This window comes from Streptomyces sp. NPDC001828 (assembly GCF_042892175.1).
Classification (GTDB): Bacteria; Actinomycetota; Actinomycetes; order Streptomycetales; family Streptomycetaceae; genus Streptomyces.
Genome location: NZ_JBIATV010000013.1, coordinates 74,546 through 90,473, shown reverse-complemented (window position 1 = coordinate 90,473; position 15,928 = coordinate 74,546). Strand labels below are relative to the sequence as shown.

General features: G+C 67.4%; 17 protein-coding genes and 4 pseudogenes. 11 read left to right on the top strand and 10 right to left on the bottom strand.

The genetic code is table 11. The features are described from left to right. Positions 1 to 60: 60 nt before the first annotated feature. Positions 61 to 681: pseudogene (locus ACFYZA_RS30625) on the bottom strand (DUF6000 family protein). Between the two features lie 163 nt (positions 682 to 844). Here ACFYZA_RS30625 and ACFYZA_RS30620 point away from each other — a divergent pair. The 3 genes from ACFYZA_RS30620 (at position 845) to ACFYZA_RS30610 (ending at position 2,760) form a co-directional block, all read left to right on the top strand. Continuing rightward, positions 845 to 1,957 carry a hypothetical protein gene (locus tag ACFYZA_RS30620; RefSeq protein ID WP_388494190.1) on the top strand — a complete coding sequence of 371 codons (1,113 nt, stop codon included), beginning with the start codon at positions 845 to 847 and terminating at the stop codon, positions 1,955 to 1,957. A 150-nt stretch (positions 1,958 to 2,107) separates the two neighbouring features. Continuing rightward, complete coding sequence (locus ACFYZA_RS30615) at positions 2,108 to 2,551, top strand: hypothetical protein (RefSeq protein ID WP_388493919.1); 444 nt, start codon at positions 2,108 to 2,110, stop codon at positions 2,549 to 2,551. 26 nt (positions 2,552 to 2,577) lie between these two features. Next, positions 2,578 to 2,760: a hypothetical protein gene (locus ACFYZA_RS30610; RefSeq protein WP_388493917.1), complete on the top strand. Its 183-nt coding sequence runs from the start codon at positions 2,578 to 2,580 to the stop codon at positions 2,758 to 2,760. On the opposite strand, the gene ACFYZA_RS30605 is transcribed toward ACFYZA_RS30610, so the two are convergent. Next, entirely contained in the window at positions 2,745 to 3,032 is a 288-nt protein-coding gene (locus ACFYZA_RS30605) for a ribonuclease domain-containing protein (protein ID WP_388493916.1), read from the bottom strand. The two genes, ACFYZA_RS30610 and ACFYZA_RS30605, sit on opposite strands and share 16 nt — an antisense overlap. A 264-nt stretch (positions 3,033 to 3,296) precedes the next feature. Then, entirely contained in the window at positions 3,297 to 4,004 is a 708-nt protein-coding gene (locus tag ACFYZA_RS30600; RefSeq protein ID WP_388493914.1) for a hypothetical protein, read from the bottom strand. Between the two features lie 970 nt (positions 4,005 to 4,974). Between ACFYZA_RS30600 and ACFYZA_RS30595 the strand changes: the two genes are divergently transcribed. The 5 genes and pseudogenes from ACFYZA_RS30595 to ACFYZA_RS30575 all read left to right on the top strand — a co-directional run. Beyond that, positions 4,975 to 5,277 (top strand): hypothetical protein, encoded by a 303-nt coding sequence (locus ACFYZA_RS30595; protein WP_388493913.1) that lies wholly within the window; start codon positions 4,975 to 4,977, stop codon positions 5,275 to 5,277. A 546-nt stretch (positions 5,278 to 5,823) separates the two neighbouring features. Beyond that, positions 5,824 to 6,456: a TetR/AcrR family transcriptional regulator gene (locus tag ACFYZA_RS30590; RefSeq protein WP_388493911.1), complete on the top strand. Its 633-nt coding sequence runs from the start codon at positions 5,824 to 5,826 to the stop codon at positions 6,454 to 6,456. Further along, complete coding sequence (locus ACFYZA_RS30585) at positions 6,453 to 6,920, top strand: Dabb family protein (RefSeq protein WP_388493909.1); 468 nt, start codon at positions 6,453 to 6,455, stop codon at positions 6,918 to 6,920. The genes ACFYZA_RS30590 and ACFYZA_RS30585 overlap by 4 nt, the downstream gene beginning before the upstream one ends. A 177-nt stretch (positions 6,921 to 7,097) precedes the next feature. Beyond that, a complete protein-coding gene (locus tag ACFYZA_RS30580; RefSeq protein WP_388493907.1) occupies positions 7,098 to 8,051 on the top strand; it encodes an aldo/keto reductase in 954 nt (317 codons plus the stop codon). Positions 8,052 to 8,249: 198 nt separating this feature from the next. Beyond that, a pseudogene (locus ACFYZA_RS30575) lies at positions 8,250 to 8,388 on the top strand (IS630 family transposase); the annotation flags it as partial. 72 nt (positions 8,389 to 8,460) lie between these two features. Here ACFYZA_RS30575 and ACFYZA_RS30570 read toward each other — a convergent pair. Continuing rightward, a pseudogene (locus tag ACFYZA_RS30570) lies at positions 8,461 to 9,014 on the bottom strand (transposase family protein); the annotation flags it as partial. A 45-nt stretch (positions 9,015 to 9,059) separates the two neighbouring features. Then, entirely contained in the window at positions 9,060 to 9,491 is a 432-nt protein-coding gene (locus ACFYZA_RS30565) for a hypothetical protein (protein WP_388493906.1), read from the bottom strand. Positions 9,492 to 9,581: 90 nt separating this feature from the next. On the opposite strand from ACFYZA_RS30565, the gene ACFYZA_RS30560 reads away from it, so the two are divergent. Then, a complete protein-coding gene (locus ACFYZA_RS30560; RefSeq protein ID WP_388493905.1) occupies positions 9,582 to 10,127 on the top strand; it encodes a TnsA-like heteromeric transposase endonuclease subunit in 546 nt (181 codons plus the stop codon). Here ACFYZA_RS30560 and ACFYZA_RS30555 read toward each other — a convergent pair. The 4 genes from ACFYZA_RS30555 to ACFYZA_RS30540 form a co-directional block, all read right to left on the bottom strand. Beyond that, positions 10,095 to 10,895, bottom strand: a complete 801-nt coding sequence (locus ACFYZA_RS30555) for a barstar family protein (protein ID WP_388493904.1) — start codon at positions 10,893 to 10,895, stop codon at positions 10,095 to 10,097. The genes ACFYZA_RS30560 and ACFYZA_RS30555 overlap by 33 nt on opposite strands. Positions 10,896 to 10,993: 98 nt before the next feature. Then, positions 10,994 to 11,554: a uridine kinase gene (locus ACFYZA_RS30550; protein ID WP_388493903.1), complete on the bottom strand. Its 561-nt coding sequence runs from the start codon at positions 11,552 to 11,554 to the stop codon at positions 10,994 to 10,996. Between the two features lie 305 nt (positions 11,555 to 11,859). Next, the gene (locus tag ACFYZA_RS30545; protein WP_388493901.1) at positions 11,860 to 12,132 is read right to left on the bottom strand and encodes a barstar family protein; all 273 of its coding nucleotides are present in this window, start codon (positions 12,130 to 12,132) and stop codon (positions 11,860 to 11,862) included. A gap of 797 nt (positions 12,133 to 12,929) precedes the next feature. Continuing rightward, complete coding sequence (locus ACFYZA_RS30540; protein WP_388493899.1) at positions 12,930 to 14,405, bottom strand: hypothetical protein; 1,476 nt, start codon at positions 14,403 to 14,405, stop codon at positions 12,930 to 12,932. A gap of 722 nt (positions 14,406 to 15,127) precedes the next feature. On the opposite strand from ACFYZA_RS30540, the gene ACFYZA_RS30535 reads away from it, so the two are divergent. Further along, complete coding sequence (locus ACFYZA_RS30535) at positions 15,128 to 15,295, top strand: hypothetical protein (RefSeq protein ID WP_388493897.1); 168 nt, start codon at positions 15,128 to 15,130, stop codon at positions 15,293 to 15,295. A 21-nt stretch (positions 15,296 to 15,316) separates the two neighbouring features. After that, positions 15,317 to 15,475, top strand: a pseudogene (locus ACFYZA_RS30530) (transposase); the annotation flags it as partial. Here the strand turns inward: ACFYZA_RS30530 and ACFYZA_RS30525 are convergent. Then, positions 15,451 to 15,657: a hypothetical protein gene (locus ACFYZA_RS30525; protein WP_388493896.1), complete on the bottom strand. Its 207-nt coding sequence runs from the start codon at positions 15,655 to 15,657 to the stop codon at positions 15,451 to 15,453. The pseudogene ACFYZA_RS30530 and the gene ACFYZA_RS30525 overlap by 25 nt on opposite strands. Between the last annotated feature and the right edge of the window lie 271 nt (positions 15,658 to 15,928).

Here is a 15,928-nt window from a genome sequence, read left to right as displayed (position 1 = left end):
CCTGCCCGGACCGCAGTCGAACGGCCGCTGGATTTCGACGTCCCCGCGCCGCGCCGGTGGTCATTCCTGGGGACGTAGTTCGGCGCACTCCTCAACAAATGCGCAGAGTCGGCGGATCAGACTCACACAGGTGGCGGGGTCTTCGGTGCCCTGCATGTGGGATGCGTCTTGAAGCCACTGATGCCAGAGGCCGCCCGTGCCCAGAAAGCGCGAGGCTTGGTTGCCTCCCAGATTCGAGTCGACGAACACGAGGACGCCCATGACGACGCCCTGGTCGTACGCGAGGTCGGGCCGGCGAAGATAGCGATCAAGATACGCGGCCAGCAGAGCAGCGTCGTCTTGAGTGCCGAACGTGGCCAGGGCCACGCAATACGCCATACCCGCACAGCAGACCTCACTGGCCAGCAGCAACTCGCCGAGGCGCTCGCGGAACTCGGTCCGGCCGGAAACGGCGATGAGCCAGCCGGCGGTCCTGCGCTCACGCTACCCACCTTCAAGGAGAATGCCGAGTTCATGCGGAGTGATGAGCTCGGCATCCGCGGCGAGACCGCGAGCGAACCGGTCGCACTCGCCGCCCTCCAGGCGCAGCAAACTCCCGCTGAGCTTCAGGTAGCGGCGGTCGGGCGTGACGTAGCGGCGGACCAGATCCAGCAGTTCGGCATCCTCGTAAGCGTGACGCACCCCAGGATCCTGGCGCACTGAGCGTGCCTGGACCAGCCTCTTTTCGACATCCCGAGTCACTCCGTGCTCGATGGGCTGACCCGTCGACCTCCCTCACTCGGAAAATGTGTTGGCGGACTGTCGGTGTGCTGCGACCATGCCTCTGATTCCCAGCGGAGGACATTTGTTCGTTTTCGTGTGTGCGGGGTGCGGCGCCGAGCTGACCGCGCCACTGTCCGAAGTCGCCCTGCCAGTCCACGCCCATCAGAAGTTCGGGAACGGTCTTCAACTGCCGGTCCTCATGGAGTCGGGAACATTCGCCGTGGAACCGGAACCCTGGGGGCCACCGTGGCGGAGGTGGGAAGAGACCGATCCGGACGAGGCAGCCGCCCGCGGCATCTACGCGCCGGTCTACGCCCTCTCCGACGGCGCGCCCGGCGCGATCGTCATGGCACCCGGTGATACCGGCGGCACCGTGCTGATCCCAGATAAGCGCGGGGGTGCCTGCTGCGGGATGGATGGGGGTGACGGGCCCAACATGGCCTGCGAGGCGTGCAGGCTGCCCGTGGCGACCAGGATCGACGACTGCTCCCTATGGCAAGCCGTCTGGCTCGCTCCCAATGCCGTGCGCCGTCACCCAGCCGACGGCATCGACGCCACACCACTGTCCTGGGCAGAACTGATGGCCGGAGGAAGGAGCACACCTCCATCCGATCCGATAACCAACTCGTGGGGTAGTTCGCGGCTGGGGCTGGACCACTTCTGGGCGTGGAGCCCCCAGTGGGAGGCGGCAGCCGGCCAGGCACTCGCCCATCTGCTGGCAGCCTCACAACGCCGGCCGGTGACCGTCCCGGACGGCCTGACCGCCCAAGTGTTTCAACGCGCCCTCGACGCCCTGCTGCCCGCGGGAGGGCCAACACGTCCGGCGGTCCTGGCCGGACCAGATCTGCCCGTACCCGACGAGGACGCCGACATCCTCCTCGTGCCGATCCATCCGCAGACCGGGCAACTCTGGCGCCCGCCAGACTCGGCCACCTCGGCATACCGGGTACCACTGCCGTTCGGGGTATGGCGGTGGATGATCTACCCCGACCCGCATCTGCCCACCCTCGCGTCGGGCGTGATGCCTGACGGCGTACTCCGTGACGACCCGCCCGCACCCAGACCCCGCCAGCTCTTCCGGGCTGACCCAGGCACGTTCCAACACACCCTGGTCCGGCTGCCGGCCGCCCGCGCTCCGTGGCTGCGCGAGATCCTCGAGACCCACACACAGCACACGCAGGCCGGCATCTTCTAATACGGCGACCGGGAAGGGCCGCCTGGCTGAGTACGCACAGCCCTGCCGCCACGGATGAGGAAGGCACGCAGTGACGCGAAGACTGCCGATAGACGAGGCCGCCGAACTCCTCGAGGGCGAACTGAGGGCTGGACAGCGGGCGCCTGCCGAATGCGGTGGTTCCTGGCCGAGGTGGCTGGTGCCGGCATCGTCGGCGGGGATGCGGACGATGCCTTCTGGCGCGGCGTGTCCAACGCCCGGAGCTGGGACGTCAGCGGCAACGGGCGCCGTGTCGATGTGAAGCGCGCCTGGCATCACAAACCTGACGGCATCGGGTTCGGCGGGCCCCGGAGCGGCAGCTACAACCCCGGCCACGTCGACGACATCCTGCTCCCGCATATCGAGGACGACGACATCACCATCCGCCACATCTACGCCGCCGACGGGCAGGTCACCACTACCGCGACAGGACGCCCACGCGCCGCATACCGGGTTCCGGCCGATGACCTCAACGGGTTCATGAAGAAGCGCTCCGACGTCTATTGGTACGCCTCCCTCTCCGACCTTGCGCCCTACCTCGTGCGGGGCCAGAGCCCCGAAGGCGGTCAGCCCTGACCATTCCCGTCGGGAGGATCTCTGCCATGCCCGCCACCACGAACTACCAGCGCGCGTACGGTGAGGTGACGACCCGCCGGGAGGACCAGATGAGCGTGCAGGGCCGGCCCGTCTTGGTGGCCAGTGGGTTCGTCTCGCTGGAGCCGGAAGATTCCAGCGCGGTCATACTGAGTCCGAACTTTTCGTCTCGGGCTCAGCGCATGCGCTGAAACGTGCGGAGCAGGTCGGCGGTGTACCGGGCGGTGCGGTCGTCGCCTGTGACGATGCGCTCCGAATCCCGGGGCTGACCGGGCTTCTTGCGGTTGACGTCCCACTCCCGGTAATGAATCGGGTTGCCTTCACTGTCGGTGCGTGGCAATGCTCCGTAGCGATTCGGCCAGGCGGCACCTCCCTTGGTGCCTGAGCCATCGTTCGGCGGCCACTGGCCAGCGTCGATCAGCGCCAGCGTGTGCGACGCCCGGTCCGGAATGGCAGCGCGCACGGAACGGGACGAGTCGCCCGACCGCGGCTGCTTGGCACCCCCGTCCGCGGCGGTGTCGGCGTGGGCCGTTCCGGAGAAGGCGAGAAGCGCCCCGGTCAGAGCGATGCACGCGAGTGCACGCCTAACAGTGTTGGTCGTGCCCCGCCAACGATCTCCAGCCACTGGGGACACTCAAGCCCCAGTGTGTGGGAGCTGGACACCGGCCAAGCCTGAGGCGACCCTGGGCAAGCCCCTCGGCGAGGGCGGGCTTGCCCGGGTGCTGGGTCATGCCATCGCGGCGGCCACGGTTTCTAGGACGACGAGCTGTTCCGGGTTGATGGGGGCGCCGCCGGCTTGGGGTAGCGAGCGGAGCTTGCTGCCGTCGGTGCGCAACCTGCACAGCCCGGCCAGGGGTAATGGTCCGGCGCCGCTGAGAGTGTGGGAGGAAGGGCTGTCGTAGACGGGCCGGTAGCAGCCGGGGCACGGCAGGCAGCCGTCGACTCCATCCGCCGGCGCGTCCGGGCGTAGCTGCGGCACGATCCGCAGGAGGAGGTTCTCCCCGGCCTCGGCCCACAGCTCCGTCGGCCGCTCCGCGGACCGCTCGAAGACCACGTCACCGTCCGGGCCTTCGCTGGTACGGACGCGGGCCAGCGTGCCGACGGCTTCGGCGGGGTGGTTCGGGAGGAACGCCAGGACGGTCTTGGCGCCGGGCTCCTCGCTCACGCTGTACACGTGCCCGCGCCTGGCCTTCATGGCCATGCCCAGCTCGTTCACGCCCTGGCCGTCGTCGTCGTTGCGCAGGCGCAACTGCCACGAGGCCGGGGCACCGTCGATCTCGGCGGGGGAGGAGGTGATCAGGATGCCGTTGCCGGACTGGCGGACGTCCAGGTGCTGCATCCCGCGGACGGATTTGAACGCGGTGCCGAACCACTCCGTCGGCTGCCCACTCTCACCGCGCGGCACGCGCGGCTTGTGCAGCTTGTGTCGGCCCATGCTCTGCCTCGCAGATGTGATCCGTGCACGGGCCGGTCGGCCCGGCGAAGCCACAACTGCGGTCCGGCGGCCCAGGCACGCCACAGGCCTGGCCTCCACCCGTTCAGCGAGAAGAACGTCGACTTCGCCAAGCTCGACGAGTGGGGGCCCGGGGAGATCCAGGCGCACATGCAGTTCATGAAGCAGACCAGTGCCGGCCTTGCCTCCGCCGGTGAGCTGGTCGACGCGCAGGGCCTGGCCGTGCCGGAGACCGCCCGGATCGTGCGCAATCGCGAGCGCCTCAGCACCCCGTAGGCCGTGCTCCTCGACCGGGGCCGCCTCGGCCTGCCCCGACCTCGCTCGGGGGTGTGCCCCGCCGGGCCTTCACGGATCTGGTCCGCATCCGCCGAGGCCAACTGCTCCCCGCCTGGATCCGTCGGGCCGAACAGTCCGACGTTCTCCCCGGCGCCGCGTTCTCCGACAGGACTTCGACGCTGTCACCGCGGGACTCACCCACGGACGGAGCTCCGGAAGATCGAAGTCCATGCCCATCGCGTCATTGTGTGGGACACGCGGTGCCAAGCCGTGTGCGTGTGCATCACGTCGAGGTAGTGGTCGGGGGAGTGCAGGTCGCAGTGCGGCACGTGGTTGTCACGCCCGGGCAGGCCGAGGACCGCGCAGACGCCGGCAGGCCGGGTGGGAGTGCCCGACTGCTGGCCGAAGCTGAGAGTGCTGTTGGCGCAATGCCGGCCCCCGGCGCCGCCGGGGGCGGCGGTCAACTCCTCGCGAAGGACGGTGGCCTCGCACAACGCGGAATCAGGCAGGACGAGCGGCGGCCTCTGCGGCGGCGCCTGTGCCACCGCATGGCGCGCCGGGGCACCGCCGCGTCGTCATCGACATCACCCTGCTCGGCCTCGAACACCCCGCGCTGCGCTGGGTCTCGGCCTGATCCGCTCCCCGCCGGCTGGCCACCGCGGGCCGCATCAGCCGGGTGCCAAGCCGTCTTCACGCTCTGCTGGAGCGCCGTGCCGTGTACCTCGACATCGAGGTCGCCGCTGCCGCACTGGGCTGTCACCCGCGGGTGAAGCTGTGGCTGCGTGTCCATCCGTCGGCCGTCGAGAACGTCGGGCGCACACTTGCTCGGGAACCCGGGATCGCCTTCGCCGCAGCCGTGTCAGGCACCTGCAGCATCCACGGCAGCATCTCCGACGACATCCACTCCGTCGCGCACCGCCGGGACCTGGACGAAGTGTTCGCGTTCCCTGCGGACCGCATCGGGTCCCTGGCCGGTTGACAGGGCAGGGAAGTCTCGCCGGTGCCGGGACGCGTCAAGCAGGCCGGGGTGCTCCTGTACGGCGATCGCCTCGTCGAGGGCCGGCGTGGAGCCCGGGTACCTGGCAGGAGCGTCAGGGGGCTTGGAGCAGTCCCGCCGACGTCTGGAGCACGTGGGATCGCGGCGAAACGGCCCATCGGGCGCGCAGATGTGCCGGCCGGCCGGTCGGACGGGGAGGAGAGCCCCGACCGGCGGTGTCGGCAGTCGGGCCCGGGCCCTGGCGGCGGTGTGCACACGCGCCGGCTCTGCTCCGTGGACCGCGATGATTCCGCCGGACACGGCCCGGGGGACGGGCAGTGAGTGCGTTGGAGCCGAGGCGGCGTCATGTCTGCGGGCGTGTTCCGGGCGCTGTCCGGCGCGGCGCTGACCTGAGGCGGGCCAAGCCCTCTGGGGCCTGCGCGGCGCTGACTTGAGGCGGGCAAAGTCCCCTGGGTTTCTGCTTGACAGGTCCGGAACCGAGCCGAATACTAACCACGTTAGATGTTCTAACAACGTTAGGAGTTGCGGGTGGGGAAGCGGGACGAGGTGCGCCGCCGGACGTACGCCGAAATCTTGGAGACGGCGGACCTCTTGGCTGAGCGGGAGGGATGGAGAGCGGTCACCATCCGGCGCATCGCCACGGAGATCGGCTACAGCGCGCCGGTGATCTACCAACACTTCCCGAGCAAGGAGGCGGTCCTGCACACCCTGCTCGTGCAGGGAAACGGCGAGCTGACGCACCGCATGCTCGCCGCGGCGGCAAGCGGACCGGCTTCCCGCACCCCGCACCTCGCGGCGGCCGCCTACCTGGAGTTCGCCCGCTCGCGCCCCAGCTTGTACCAGCTGATCTCGGGCGGACCCGGCACGGACATCGACGCCTCCACTCGCCGAGCCGCAGCCGCCGACGTCATCACCTTCACCAGACAGCTGATCGACGAGTGGGCGGCCGCAACCGCCTGCGAGCCTCCCGACACACACGACGCCTGCGACCTGCTGTGGGCCACGCTGCACGGCCTGGCAGGCATCGCAACGATCGAGGACATCGGCTTCGACCGCGCCTCGCGCCTGGCCGACCAGGCGGTGACGGCGCTCCTTGCCCACTGGTCGGCCCGGCCCACGCATCCCGAAAAGCGCTCACACACCGTCAGGGGAGAGACATGATCTACCACCACAACCGATTCACCTTCAAGGAAACGGCCACTGCCTCACAGCGAGAAGAGGCCCTGGCAAGCCTCCGCGACCAGGGCGAGGCGATCGACGCGGTCACGCAGTACGTCGTGGGCCGGGACGTAGGCGGTGAGTTCGAGTACGGCGCCGTCTTCGTCATCGAAGACCTCGACGGATACTGGGAGTACCTCATGGCCCCCTCGCATGCCCGGACAGACCGGATCGGTCTTCCCCTGCTGCAGTCCTTCGTCTCCTACGACACCACGGACACGGACGACCCCGCCGTCGCCGAAAAGATCGCCGACCTTCACGCGCGACGTTACGCAGGCGACCCCGACCTCACGAAACTGGTCGCCGACCTCCCCTTCTACACCGGCAGCAGCGCCCCGATCCCCAGCCGCTCCACGGCCTCGCGCGAGCGTTCCCGTACGCCGCAAAGCAGCCGAAGCGACAGCTGAAGAAGGAGCGCGATCGACAGGATCCACGGGCGGCCGCTGAGACGCTCGTTCCAGCCGCGGCCGACCCGAGCCTTCACCACTGCCCCGACCAACGCTCACCGACCCAGGCGCACACAAAGGGGGGGAGATTCCGGCGGGGGAGGAACTTCCGGCAGCCGAGGGCACGTTGTCCATGACGTGACCGAACGTCGAATCCTTGGCCTGTCCGACCTCCGCGTTGCCCCCCTCTGCCTAGGAGGCAACGTCTTCGGCTGGACCGCCGACAAGACCCAGTCGTTTGCGGTGCTGGACGCATACGTTTCCGGCGGCGGCAACTTCATCGACACCTCCGACTCTTACATGAACTACTTCGACGGCAACGAGCCGGGCCAGTCCGAGACCATCATCGGCGACTGGCTCGCCGCCCGCCGCAACCGCGACGACGTGGTCGTCGCCACCAAGGTCGGCGACCACCCGCAGTACATGGGCCTTGCGCCCTCCAACATCAAGGCCGCTGTGGAGGAGTCCTTGCGGCGGCTGCGCACCGACCACATCGACCTCTACTACACCCATTTCGACCGGGACGAGTCCATCCCCGTCGACGAGATCATCACTGCTCTCGACGACCTCGTACAGGCCGGCAAGGTGCGCGCCATCGCGGCATCCAACATCAGCCCCGAACGGCTTTCCGCGTCGCTGGCTTTCTCCGACCGCGAAGGTCTTGCCCGCTACGTGGCTCTGCAGCCGCAGTACAACCTCGTCTCGCGCGATACCTACGAGGGTGCACGACGGGAGGTCGTGCGGCGTGAAGGACTGGCCTGCGTTCCGTACTTTGCACTCGCCTCCGGCTTCCTTACCGGCAAGTACCGTCCCGGGGAGAGTGTTGAGAACGTGCGCAACGTTCCCGGACTCGCCGGTGGGTACGCGGACACGGAACGCGGCGTGAAGGTGCTCGACGCGTTGCAGCAGGTCGCGACCGCGCGCGGGGCGGAAATGGCCACCGTGGCATTGGCCTGGCTCCTGAGGCAGCCGACCGTGACCGCACTGATCGCCTCCGCGCGCACCGTCGAGCAGCTGCCGGCGCTCCTCGCCGCGCAGGACCTGCATCTGTCGGACACCGAGCTGCTGACTCTGACGACCGCGTCGTCCTGACCGGGGCGGCCGGAGGGCCGGGACCTCCCGTCGTGGAGCGGGCTCAGGCCCTGGTGAACAGGGGCTGTGACGCTGCAGCACCCCCTGCGGATGTTCGTAGATCCCGGCCGACGACGAGATGTCTTTCAGCCCCTAACTCTCGCCCGGCCGCCCGAGCCACTACATCACCACGGCCCGGGCGGCATCCCCGACGGCCAAGAGTTTCTCCCCGGGATTCGGCCTACCGCAGGGCTCGGGCTGTGCCGGAAAAGGACACCCCGACCGGCTGCCGGCGACCTACCACCGCACCCACGGAGTCCGGTATTTCCACGGCTGCCATTCGGTCGGCAACGACACGCCCTAAGGGCTGTCCCGCAAATGATCTTCGAGCCGCCATGGATGTGGTTGGCCGTTGTGCGGCCCGCTGGCCTATCCCGGTTCCTGGGTAGCCGCCGTCGGCGATCGTCATGGTCTTGCTGACGGTGGCTTTCGCTCCCGATTACTCCCAGGCTCTGCAGTCGTTGCGGTTGCCCGGCACGGGCCGGCCAACTACGACGACGCGACGGGTGCCGGAGGCGATGGCCACTTGGTGGTTGGTGGAGTACCGGTAATTCTTGGACCACTCGGCGACCGGATGGTTGCGGGTAGGCACCAGCGTGCCGTCCACGATGAGGACGGGTTCCTTCGCGAAACGCTGTCTGGGCTGCGGCGCGAGGAGCGGGCCGAGATGGCCGATGATCCGGTGGGCTGTGGACTCCGAGACGCCGAAAAGCGGGGCGAGTTGGCGCATCGTGAAGTTGGTGCGCCAGTACGCCGTCACGAGCAGCACTCGTCTCTCCAGGGTCAGGCCCACGGCCGGCCCCGTCGTACCGCTGTCGCACCCTCGCGCCGCAGCGCGGTAACCAACCTGCCGAAGCATCGCGGGCTCAGCCCGGTGAAGGGGGTTATCGAGGTTGGCTCGGGCGCCGTGATCACACCAGCCACACTAAGATCATCAAATCGTGACCAGGTCGGACTGGACGCGGAACTTCATTCGGAAAGGCGGAGGTCTCCAGCCCAACTGCCGCAACGGACCCGGCCGGAGGCGAAGGTGACCTCGAGTGCGATGCGGCCGGTCTTGGGCTCGCACTCTTCGCTCACGGTCAGCACCTCTTCTCCCAGGTGGGCGGCGAACGGCGTCCGATCACCAATCGGAGCCACCTCGACGCGCCCCCAGCAGTCCATGTCGTATCCCTCGTGCGGGCTCGCAGACTCCACGATCAGGCACCAGTCTGAGCCGGTCGTGACGTGCAGGGAACCGCCTTGACCGTCGATCAACCACACGTCCAGCGGACCTTGAACCTCCTCGTCTCCGCTCCGAAGCCACGCGGCGAAGACCTCCTTCAGCCGACGACCGACCAGGGGTTCAGCACCTACGCCAGACCCGTGCAACGGACACTGGTTCACCTTCTCGAACTCCACACAATGACGGTACCGTCAGCTAACACCCCAGCTCACACGCTTAAACGGGACAGCCCTTAGTCGTGCGGGCAATCTCACTGGGGGTTCTGGGTGGCCGTACCGGCTGGGGCGGATTTTGCAGGTCTGTACGTTGAGCTGTCGTACGTGGACGCGGTAGGCGAGCGCCAGATACGTCCGCCCGTGGACTGTGCGACGGCCCGTTTCGAGGACGTAGGGCCGGTGTTTCGGTGGTCGCGTGGTGAGCGTCACTTCTCGGGCTGGTATTGGGCGGCGATGACTGGGCACCATGTCGGCTTCGAGTCCTGGCTGGAACGGGACCGGCTCATGCTCGTGGACTTCGACCCGAGGGTGGCGGGGATCGCCTCGCAGCCTTTCTGGCTGCACTGGCACGACGGGCTGCGGGAGCGTCGGGACGCTCCGGACTACTTCGTGCGCCGTGTGGACGGCTCGGCGGTGGTGATCGATGTCCGCGCGGACGAGCGGATCGTTCCACGACCTGCCGCCAGGAGGCACCCCGCCTGCGCAAACAGGCTCCGCTCGACGTCGAGACAGGACACGACTGTCCCGTCTCCACTTAACCTGCGCTGCGGTGGCCTCAGCCAGCTACCCGACTGCGACCAGACGCTTCAGGAATAGAAGCCCTTGCCATATTCGGCGCGACTCACGGTGAAGTCGACCGGGCGTTCTCTGCGCAGACGCATAGCGGGACTGGAAGATTCCCATGGCCTCGTGGATCGAGCAGCGAAGGTGGTCGCGGAATAGCTTGATGCCTTGCATGACCCGGCCGCTGAGGATCTCATCGTCCGCGAAGGCGAGAGGGCCGGCCGTCCAAGGAGCGGGAGCGGACCCAGGATCTGAACCTGGCCAATCTGTCAACGTGGCGAGCAAGCGGCCTTCCGAGAGGGCCACCGCCACGTCCATGCCGCGAGCCGTCGTCTCTGTGAAAGCAGCGGGTGCCGTGTGGTCCAGGAGGAGGACGAAGTGCTGGGCTATCGGCTGCCGCCACTCATCGAGATCCCCGTCGGCGTCCAGCCTGAGGCTGGACTTAAATGCTGCGTCGACGAAGACCGAGACGAGCATTCCGAGGAAGTCGGCCTCCAGCAAATTGTCCGCGTGGTCAATCAGAATCGCGAGATCCTGGTTCCCTTGGCCGGGACCGTGCCAGTCCTGGAGGCAGTCCACCAGCGCCATCCAGTTGTGGCCGAAGTAGCCGACGAACGAAAGCTCCCGGGCGAACGTGCGGAAGGCAGACGCGGCATCCCGCATTTCACGGCCGTCCAGCCGCAAGACCAGACCGTTCCGCTGCACGAGCGCGGCCGTCTCCGACGCCAGCCAGGGGTCAGCTGGGGAGGTGAACACAACCCAAGGAGAGCGGCGCTCCGTCAGAGTCGGCTTCGGCATCATGAGTGAGATCCTTGCATGGCACTGGCTCAGAGCCCGAGTGCTTAACGGCGGACAGATCGTTCTCAGCGAACACGCCGCGCACGCCCATCGAGTAATCGTCAAGAGTTGTGGATCAGTTCTGTGTCTGCGATAGCTGACCAGACCTGCTGAGCCAGTGACTCGGCGGCGGCACTTCCATCGACCACTAGGTCGCATTCATCCCGCACGGGTTCGACGTGCTCCTCGTGGGCGGTGCGCCGGGACTGGAGGTAGTTCCGCAGGAGTACGTCGAGGGGAAAGCCGTCCCGCAGGCACTTGCGCTGGATCTTCCGGGCCAGGCGGAGGTCGGCGGGCAGGTCGACGAAGACATCGAAGCGCCCGCACGAGACTTGCGGGGTAACCCGGCGGGCGAACAGCCCGTCGACGATGACGACGGAGGCCGTGGCCAGCGCGGTGTCGGTGTCACGGTTGAGGCGCCCGAGGTCCATCGACCGGGGATCACCCACGTCCAGCCGCAAGATCCCCGCCTCATCCGGTGCCCACACCCCACGTTCGGGGATGTCGAAGTAGTAGTCGTCGCCGTGAAGCACCCGCACGGGGGCCTGTGAAGCGGTGGTGGCCAGCGCGACAGCCAGCGTTGTCTTCCCCGCGCCGGCCCCTCCAGTCAGCGTCACCAGCATCCGGTCCGCCCCTTTCCTGCACGCGTCGTGAGGTTGGAGAATCGCATACGGACCTGTGGGCTCACGCCACCAAGGTCCGGGGGGCGTTCCACGAGGTGCCCGCACTCGAACCGGGCTCCCGCGCGGACCAAGGCAACGAGATACGGCGAGTTGACCGCCCTCGCCCATCGTGCAAGCGACGCCCAGCAGGACACCCGCCGAAGCACAGCTATCGAGAGCCAATGACCCGTCTCAATGAACCTTGACGGCGTCGCAGCGAAGTTCGACCGGTCCCCTGTGGACCGCGCATCAGGTGAAACGCACGGTCAGTCTCTCGTCCGGCACGTTCGACTCGTCTTCCTTGGCAGCTCGGACAGTACGGATGCGATCGCCGCGAACGCTTCGTCACCCATGCGGCCACGACTGGCTTCGGCGTTCTCCCAGACGATCTCGACCGGCCGCTCGACATCCCTGCTCAGGCGGTCCCACAGGGCGTCCAGGTTGTGCCCGTAGTACGGACCGAAGTCCAAAGGCCCGGCAAGAGACCGGTGCAGGTCCGCCTGGCTTCCGATGCGTGTCCCGTCAATGGTGATGCGCATGGCCTTCACCCCTTCGACCAGCCAGACGACTCTACGTCCACCCGACGCTCTTGCGGCGTGCCAGCACGAACCCTGGCAGCCAAACTCCACTGAGACAAACTGCCATCGATCAAACTGCACTGAGACCCGTCGAACTTCAGTGAGACGGGACAGTCAAGATCGCGCAACAAGCGCAATCAGCCAATACATCAGAAATCCGACACGCTCTGATCCTGCGGCACTTCTGCCGAACACCGAGTGCTTCAGATGGCGAAGCCCACCAGCTGAAGCACTCAGTCACACCCCTGTGTGGGTGCGACTCTTCTTGCTGGGTGACTCTTGGTCGGGCTGACTGTCACTTGGCGCGAGGGCGGGGTGGGGGTGTGCAAGAGGCGGGGTGAGACCGTGACGGTGGAGAAGGGCGACCGGGGGCCAGAAACTACGTCGGGGTGCGCGAGTACTGCTCAGCCGTGGTTGAAGCGCTCACTGCTGTCGGCATCCCGCCAGGAGAACGTTGGGAGGGCGGCGAACGGCTCGTGCAGCTTCGGACGCTGGTAGCGGACAAAGATCCCGGTGTCCGCAACGAAGTCCTGTTGCGACTTGAGGCAGGCTCCGGCGCTGCACCGAGAAAGGCGACAGCATCGTGGATTTCACTTCTACCATTTGCCGGTCGGTATAAGTCTTTACGTCCTCGTTCTGCTGCTTGGTCGGGCGGCGTCCTATGGCGCGCGAAGGTGCGGTTCCGGGTGACTGGATCCGCCGGCATACGCGCTGTCGAGGGTGCCGGTTATGCCCGATCCGGGTGTTCTCGGCTGTGGTCAGCCCGATGCCAACTGTTCCGCTATCTCTTTGATCCAACCTGTTGTCTTGGCCGGGTCGTTGAGGGTGGCCGCCCATGCTTCCGGTTCCAACTTGTGGTTGGTGGGGCCTGATTTGAGGGCGATGAGGAGGGCTCGTGCGGAGTCTCTCATCTCGGGGGTTGTGCTGCTGGCGCCTTTAATGGCGGGGCCTGCTGCGAGGGTATAGATCTCGCGGGCCATGGCCTGGCGTTCTCCCTTGGACACTTTCTGCCAGAACTTCAGGGCGTGTTGCAGTGATTCGGTACGGGATGAGGCCTCGGCCGGGGTCTCGTTCTCCGGCGCCCAGTGCTCGGGGTGGCGGGCTTCTTCGTAGCGTTTGGTGGCGGCGCGGAGCGCCTTGTAGAGGGTGACGCCGAGAACGAGGCCGGCCCCGGCCCCGGCGAGGCCCCATCCGACCGGGTTGCTCGCCAGCCCGGCTGTTCCCGCCGCGACGGCCGTGACCACGCCGGCCGCGGCCTTGGTGGACTCGCCCAACGCGCCGCCGATGGCCTCCTTGCCGATCTTGGTCAGCTGCTTCTTCTTCGCGTACTCCTGCACCGTGTTCAGCTTTTCCACGTCTCTTTCCGCGCGCTGGAGGCTCTCGGCGGCGTCACGGGCTTCACCCGTCGCCTCCCAGGCCGCGTCGATGGCCTGGGAAACGAGCTCCAGCCGCTCCTGGCCCTCGTGGTCCCAGTAGGCATCCAGCGCGACATACGCTTCGGCCGCGGCCCACTCGGCCTGCTCCCGTGACTCGTTCAGCCGGGCTAGTGACTGCGCGTGGACGAGATGAGGATCTCCGAGCTCCTTCACCTTCTTGTACTTGCTGGCCGCTCCACCGACGCGGAAGGCGGCCCGTACGGCCTTGATCGCACCGACGGAGGCGCTGGCGATACCGCTCGCCTCGGACGCCACCGCCGCGTTCGCCGCCTTGTGGAGCTTGGTCACCTCCTTGGCGATGCCGGCGCTGTAGCCTGCCGAACCGGCAGCTCCGATAACCGTGTCGGCACCCTTGACCTTGGTCTTCTTCCTCGCCGTGTGGTGGCCGGCCCCGCTCTCGTGTTTCTTGGCGTCCTTCATGTTCTTGTACGCGTCCATGCCATTGACCACCGTGCCGGTGACCTCTGCGAGGAGGTTCTCCGATACGGCGGAGGTCCCCGAGGCGGCGACGGAGTGCTTGAGTCCCTCGTTGGCCGCCGCGGCGGCCTGCTGGGTGAAACCCGCATTGGTGGGGGTCTGGACACCCTTGATGAAGGTGTCGATGGGGTCGAGACTCTTTTTGAACCTGTCCAGAAGCGCGGCGATCTCGTCGCGGTAGCTCCTCTTCGCCCCGGCGGACCCGCCACCGGCCTCCGGCACCTTCCCCTTCCCCTTGTCCATGCCCCGGGCGCGCTGCACCACCGCAGCCGTGGCCCGGTTCCCGGCGCCGGACTGCATCCGCAGGACGGCGTGCTCCAACGAATTTCCCGACAGACCCCCCTCCCGCCGCTGGCGGGGCGACGTCGGGGCGGCCGCAGACTGCCGTGTCGGGGTGCGGTGGACCGGGGTACTCATGGACGTTGCCTCTCCTGGCTACGGAACCGGGAAGCTGAAGATAGCCAGGCGCGGCCAACAGACGGGGTGCATAGTGGAAACTCTTGGGAGTGCTGTGAACTGAGGCATCCACCGGAGTTGGACACAGGGGCTCATGCCGCGATTGTGAATGTGTCTGATCGCAGGTGCCGTTGTTCAAACCCGTCTGGTGAAAGGTAGTTGAGGGCGCTGCGGCGCCGTGGGCCGAGTAACGGGCGAGCCACCGGTAGAAGTCCAGCCTCGCCTGACGCACCGTCGTAGTAGCTGTGTCACATCCCTTGAGCGGTAACTTTCTGTGAGAGCAGGTTTCCCCATGCGCCTGGCGGAAGATGCACGCACTGCTCCCAATCCCTTTACACGGATGGCCCGCACCAATGCGGTGAGTGCCCTCTTTGGCACGGACGTTGGCACGATCGTTCTGCCGGCCCGAGCTGTGGTTTCCAGGCCCGATGCAAGCTGCCCCCTCATCGGGCCCGTAGGGCGCGGTAGCGGATCGTGTACGACCAGGTCCACGCCTACGATCTGCCCGCGACCGAAGGCGGGCAGGGCGCCCCCCGGTGGAGGACCTTCGCCGACCGCTCCAGCTTCGACCCGGCCCGCCGGGTGCAATGGGAGCGGAACCCCTGGAGCCGGCTGAACTCCAGCGCCCGGTCCTCGTCGCCATCGTCGACCGCCACGCCCCGGCCCGGCAGATCGCCCCGGAGGAAGAGCAACGCCAGGCCCTCGCCACCTTCATCGAGGGCTGGGGCCAGGCGAGCGGGGTAGCGCCGGCATAGCGTGGGCCGGTATGGAACTCCCTCACCGTCTCGCTGACCAGCGGAAACCGTCACGACGTCACTCAGCTCATGCCGTTGCTCGACGCGATTCCCCACATGCGTGGCCTGCGAGGCAGGCCACGCCACCGGCCCCGACGACGGTTCGCCGACCGCGGCTACGACTTCGACACGTACCGGCGCCTGAACACACACTCCGGACGGTTCTGGGTGACGTCCGTGCAGTCCACGCCGTTCCACCGGTAGCGCAGCTCCAGCCCGGCATCCTCAATCGGTACCCCCGCTCCGGTGAGGTGGGCGCGGAGTGCGGGGAGCTGGGAGCTGCCGTCCCAGGGCAGTTCGAACGATCCCAGGTAGGCGGTCATCCATCCGGCAGCGGCGAACTCTTCGGCGAGAAGCCGCTGGGAGACTTCGGCACTGCCGACGAGCAGCGGCGGCGGTGCGCCGCCAAGCGAACGGGACGGTAGTGGTTGCTGCCGTTCCAGTGCCTCGACGGGCGAAAAACCGGCCTCGCCGACGCTACTGTCCGGCGGCAGTTGGGGCGCGGCCGCTGCCCCGATCCGCTGACTGCCCCTGCCTTCATCTTCCCTTTCGTCTTCCTACCGCGAAAGCTATGAAGGCAATTATGACGATCAC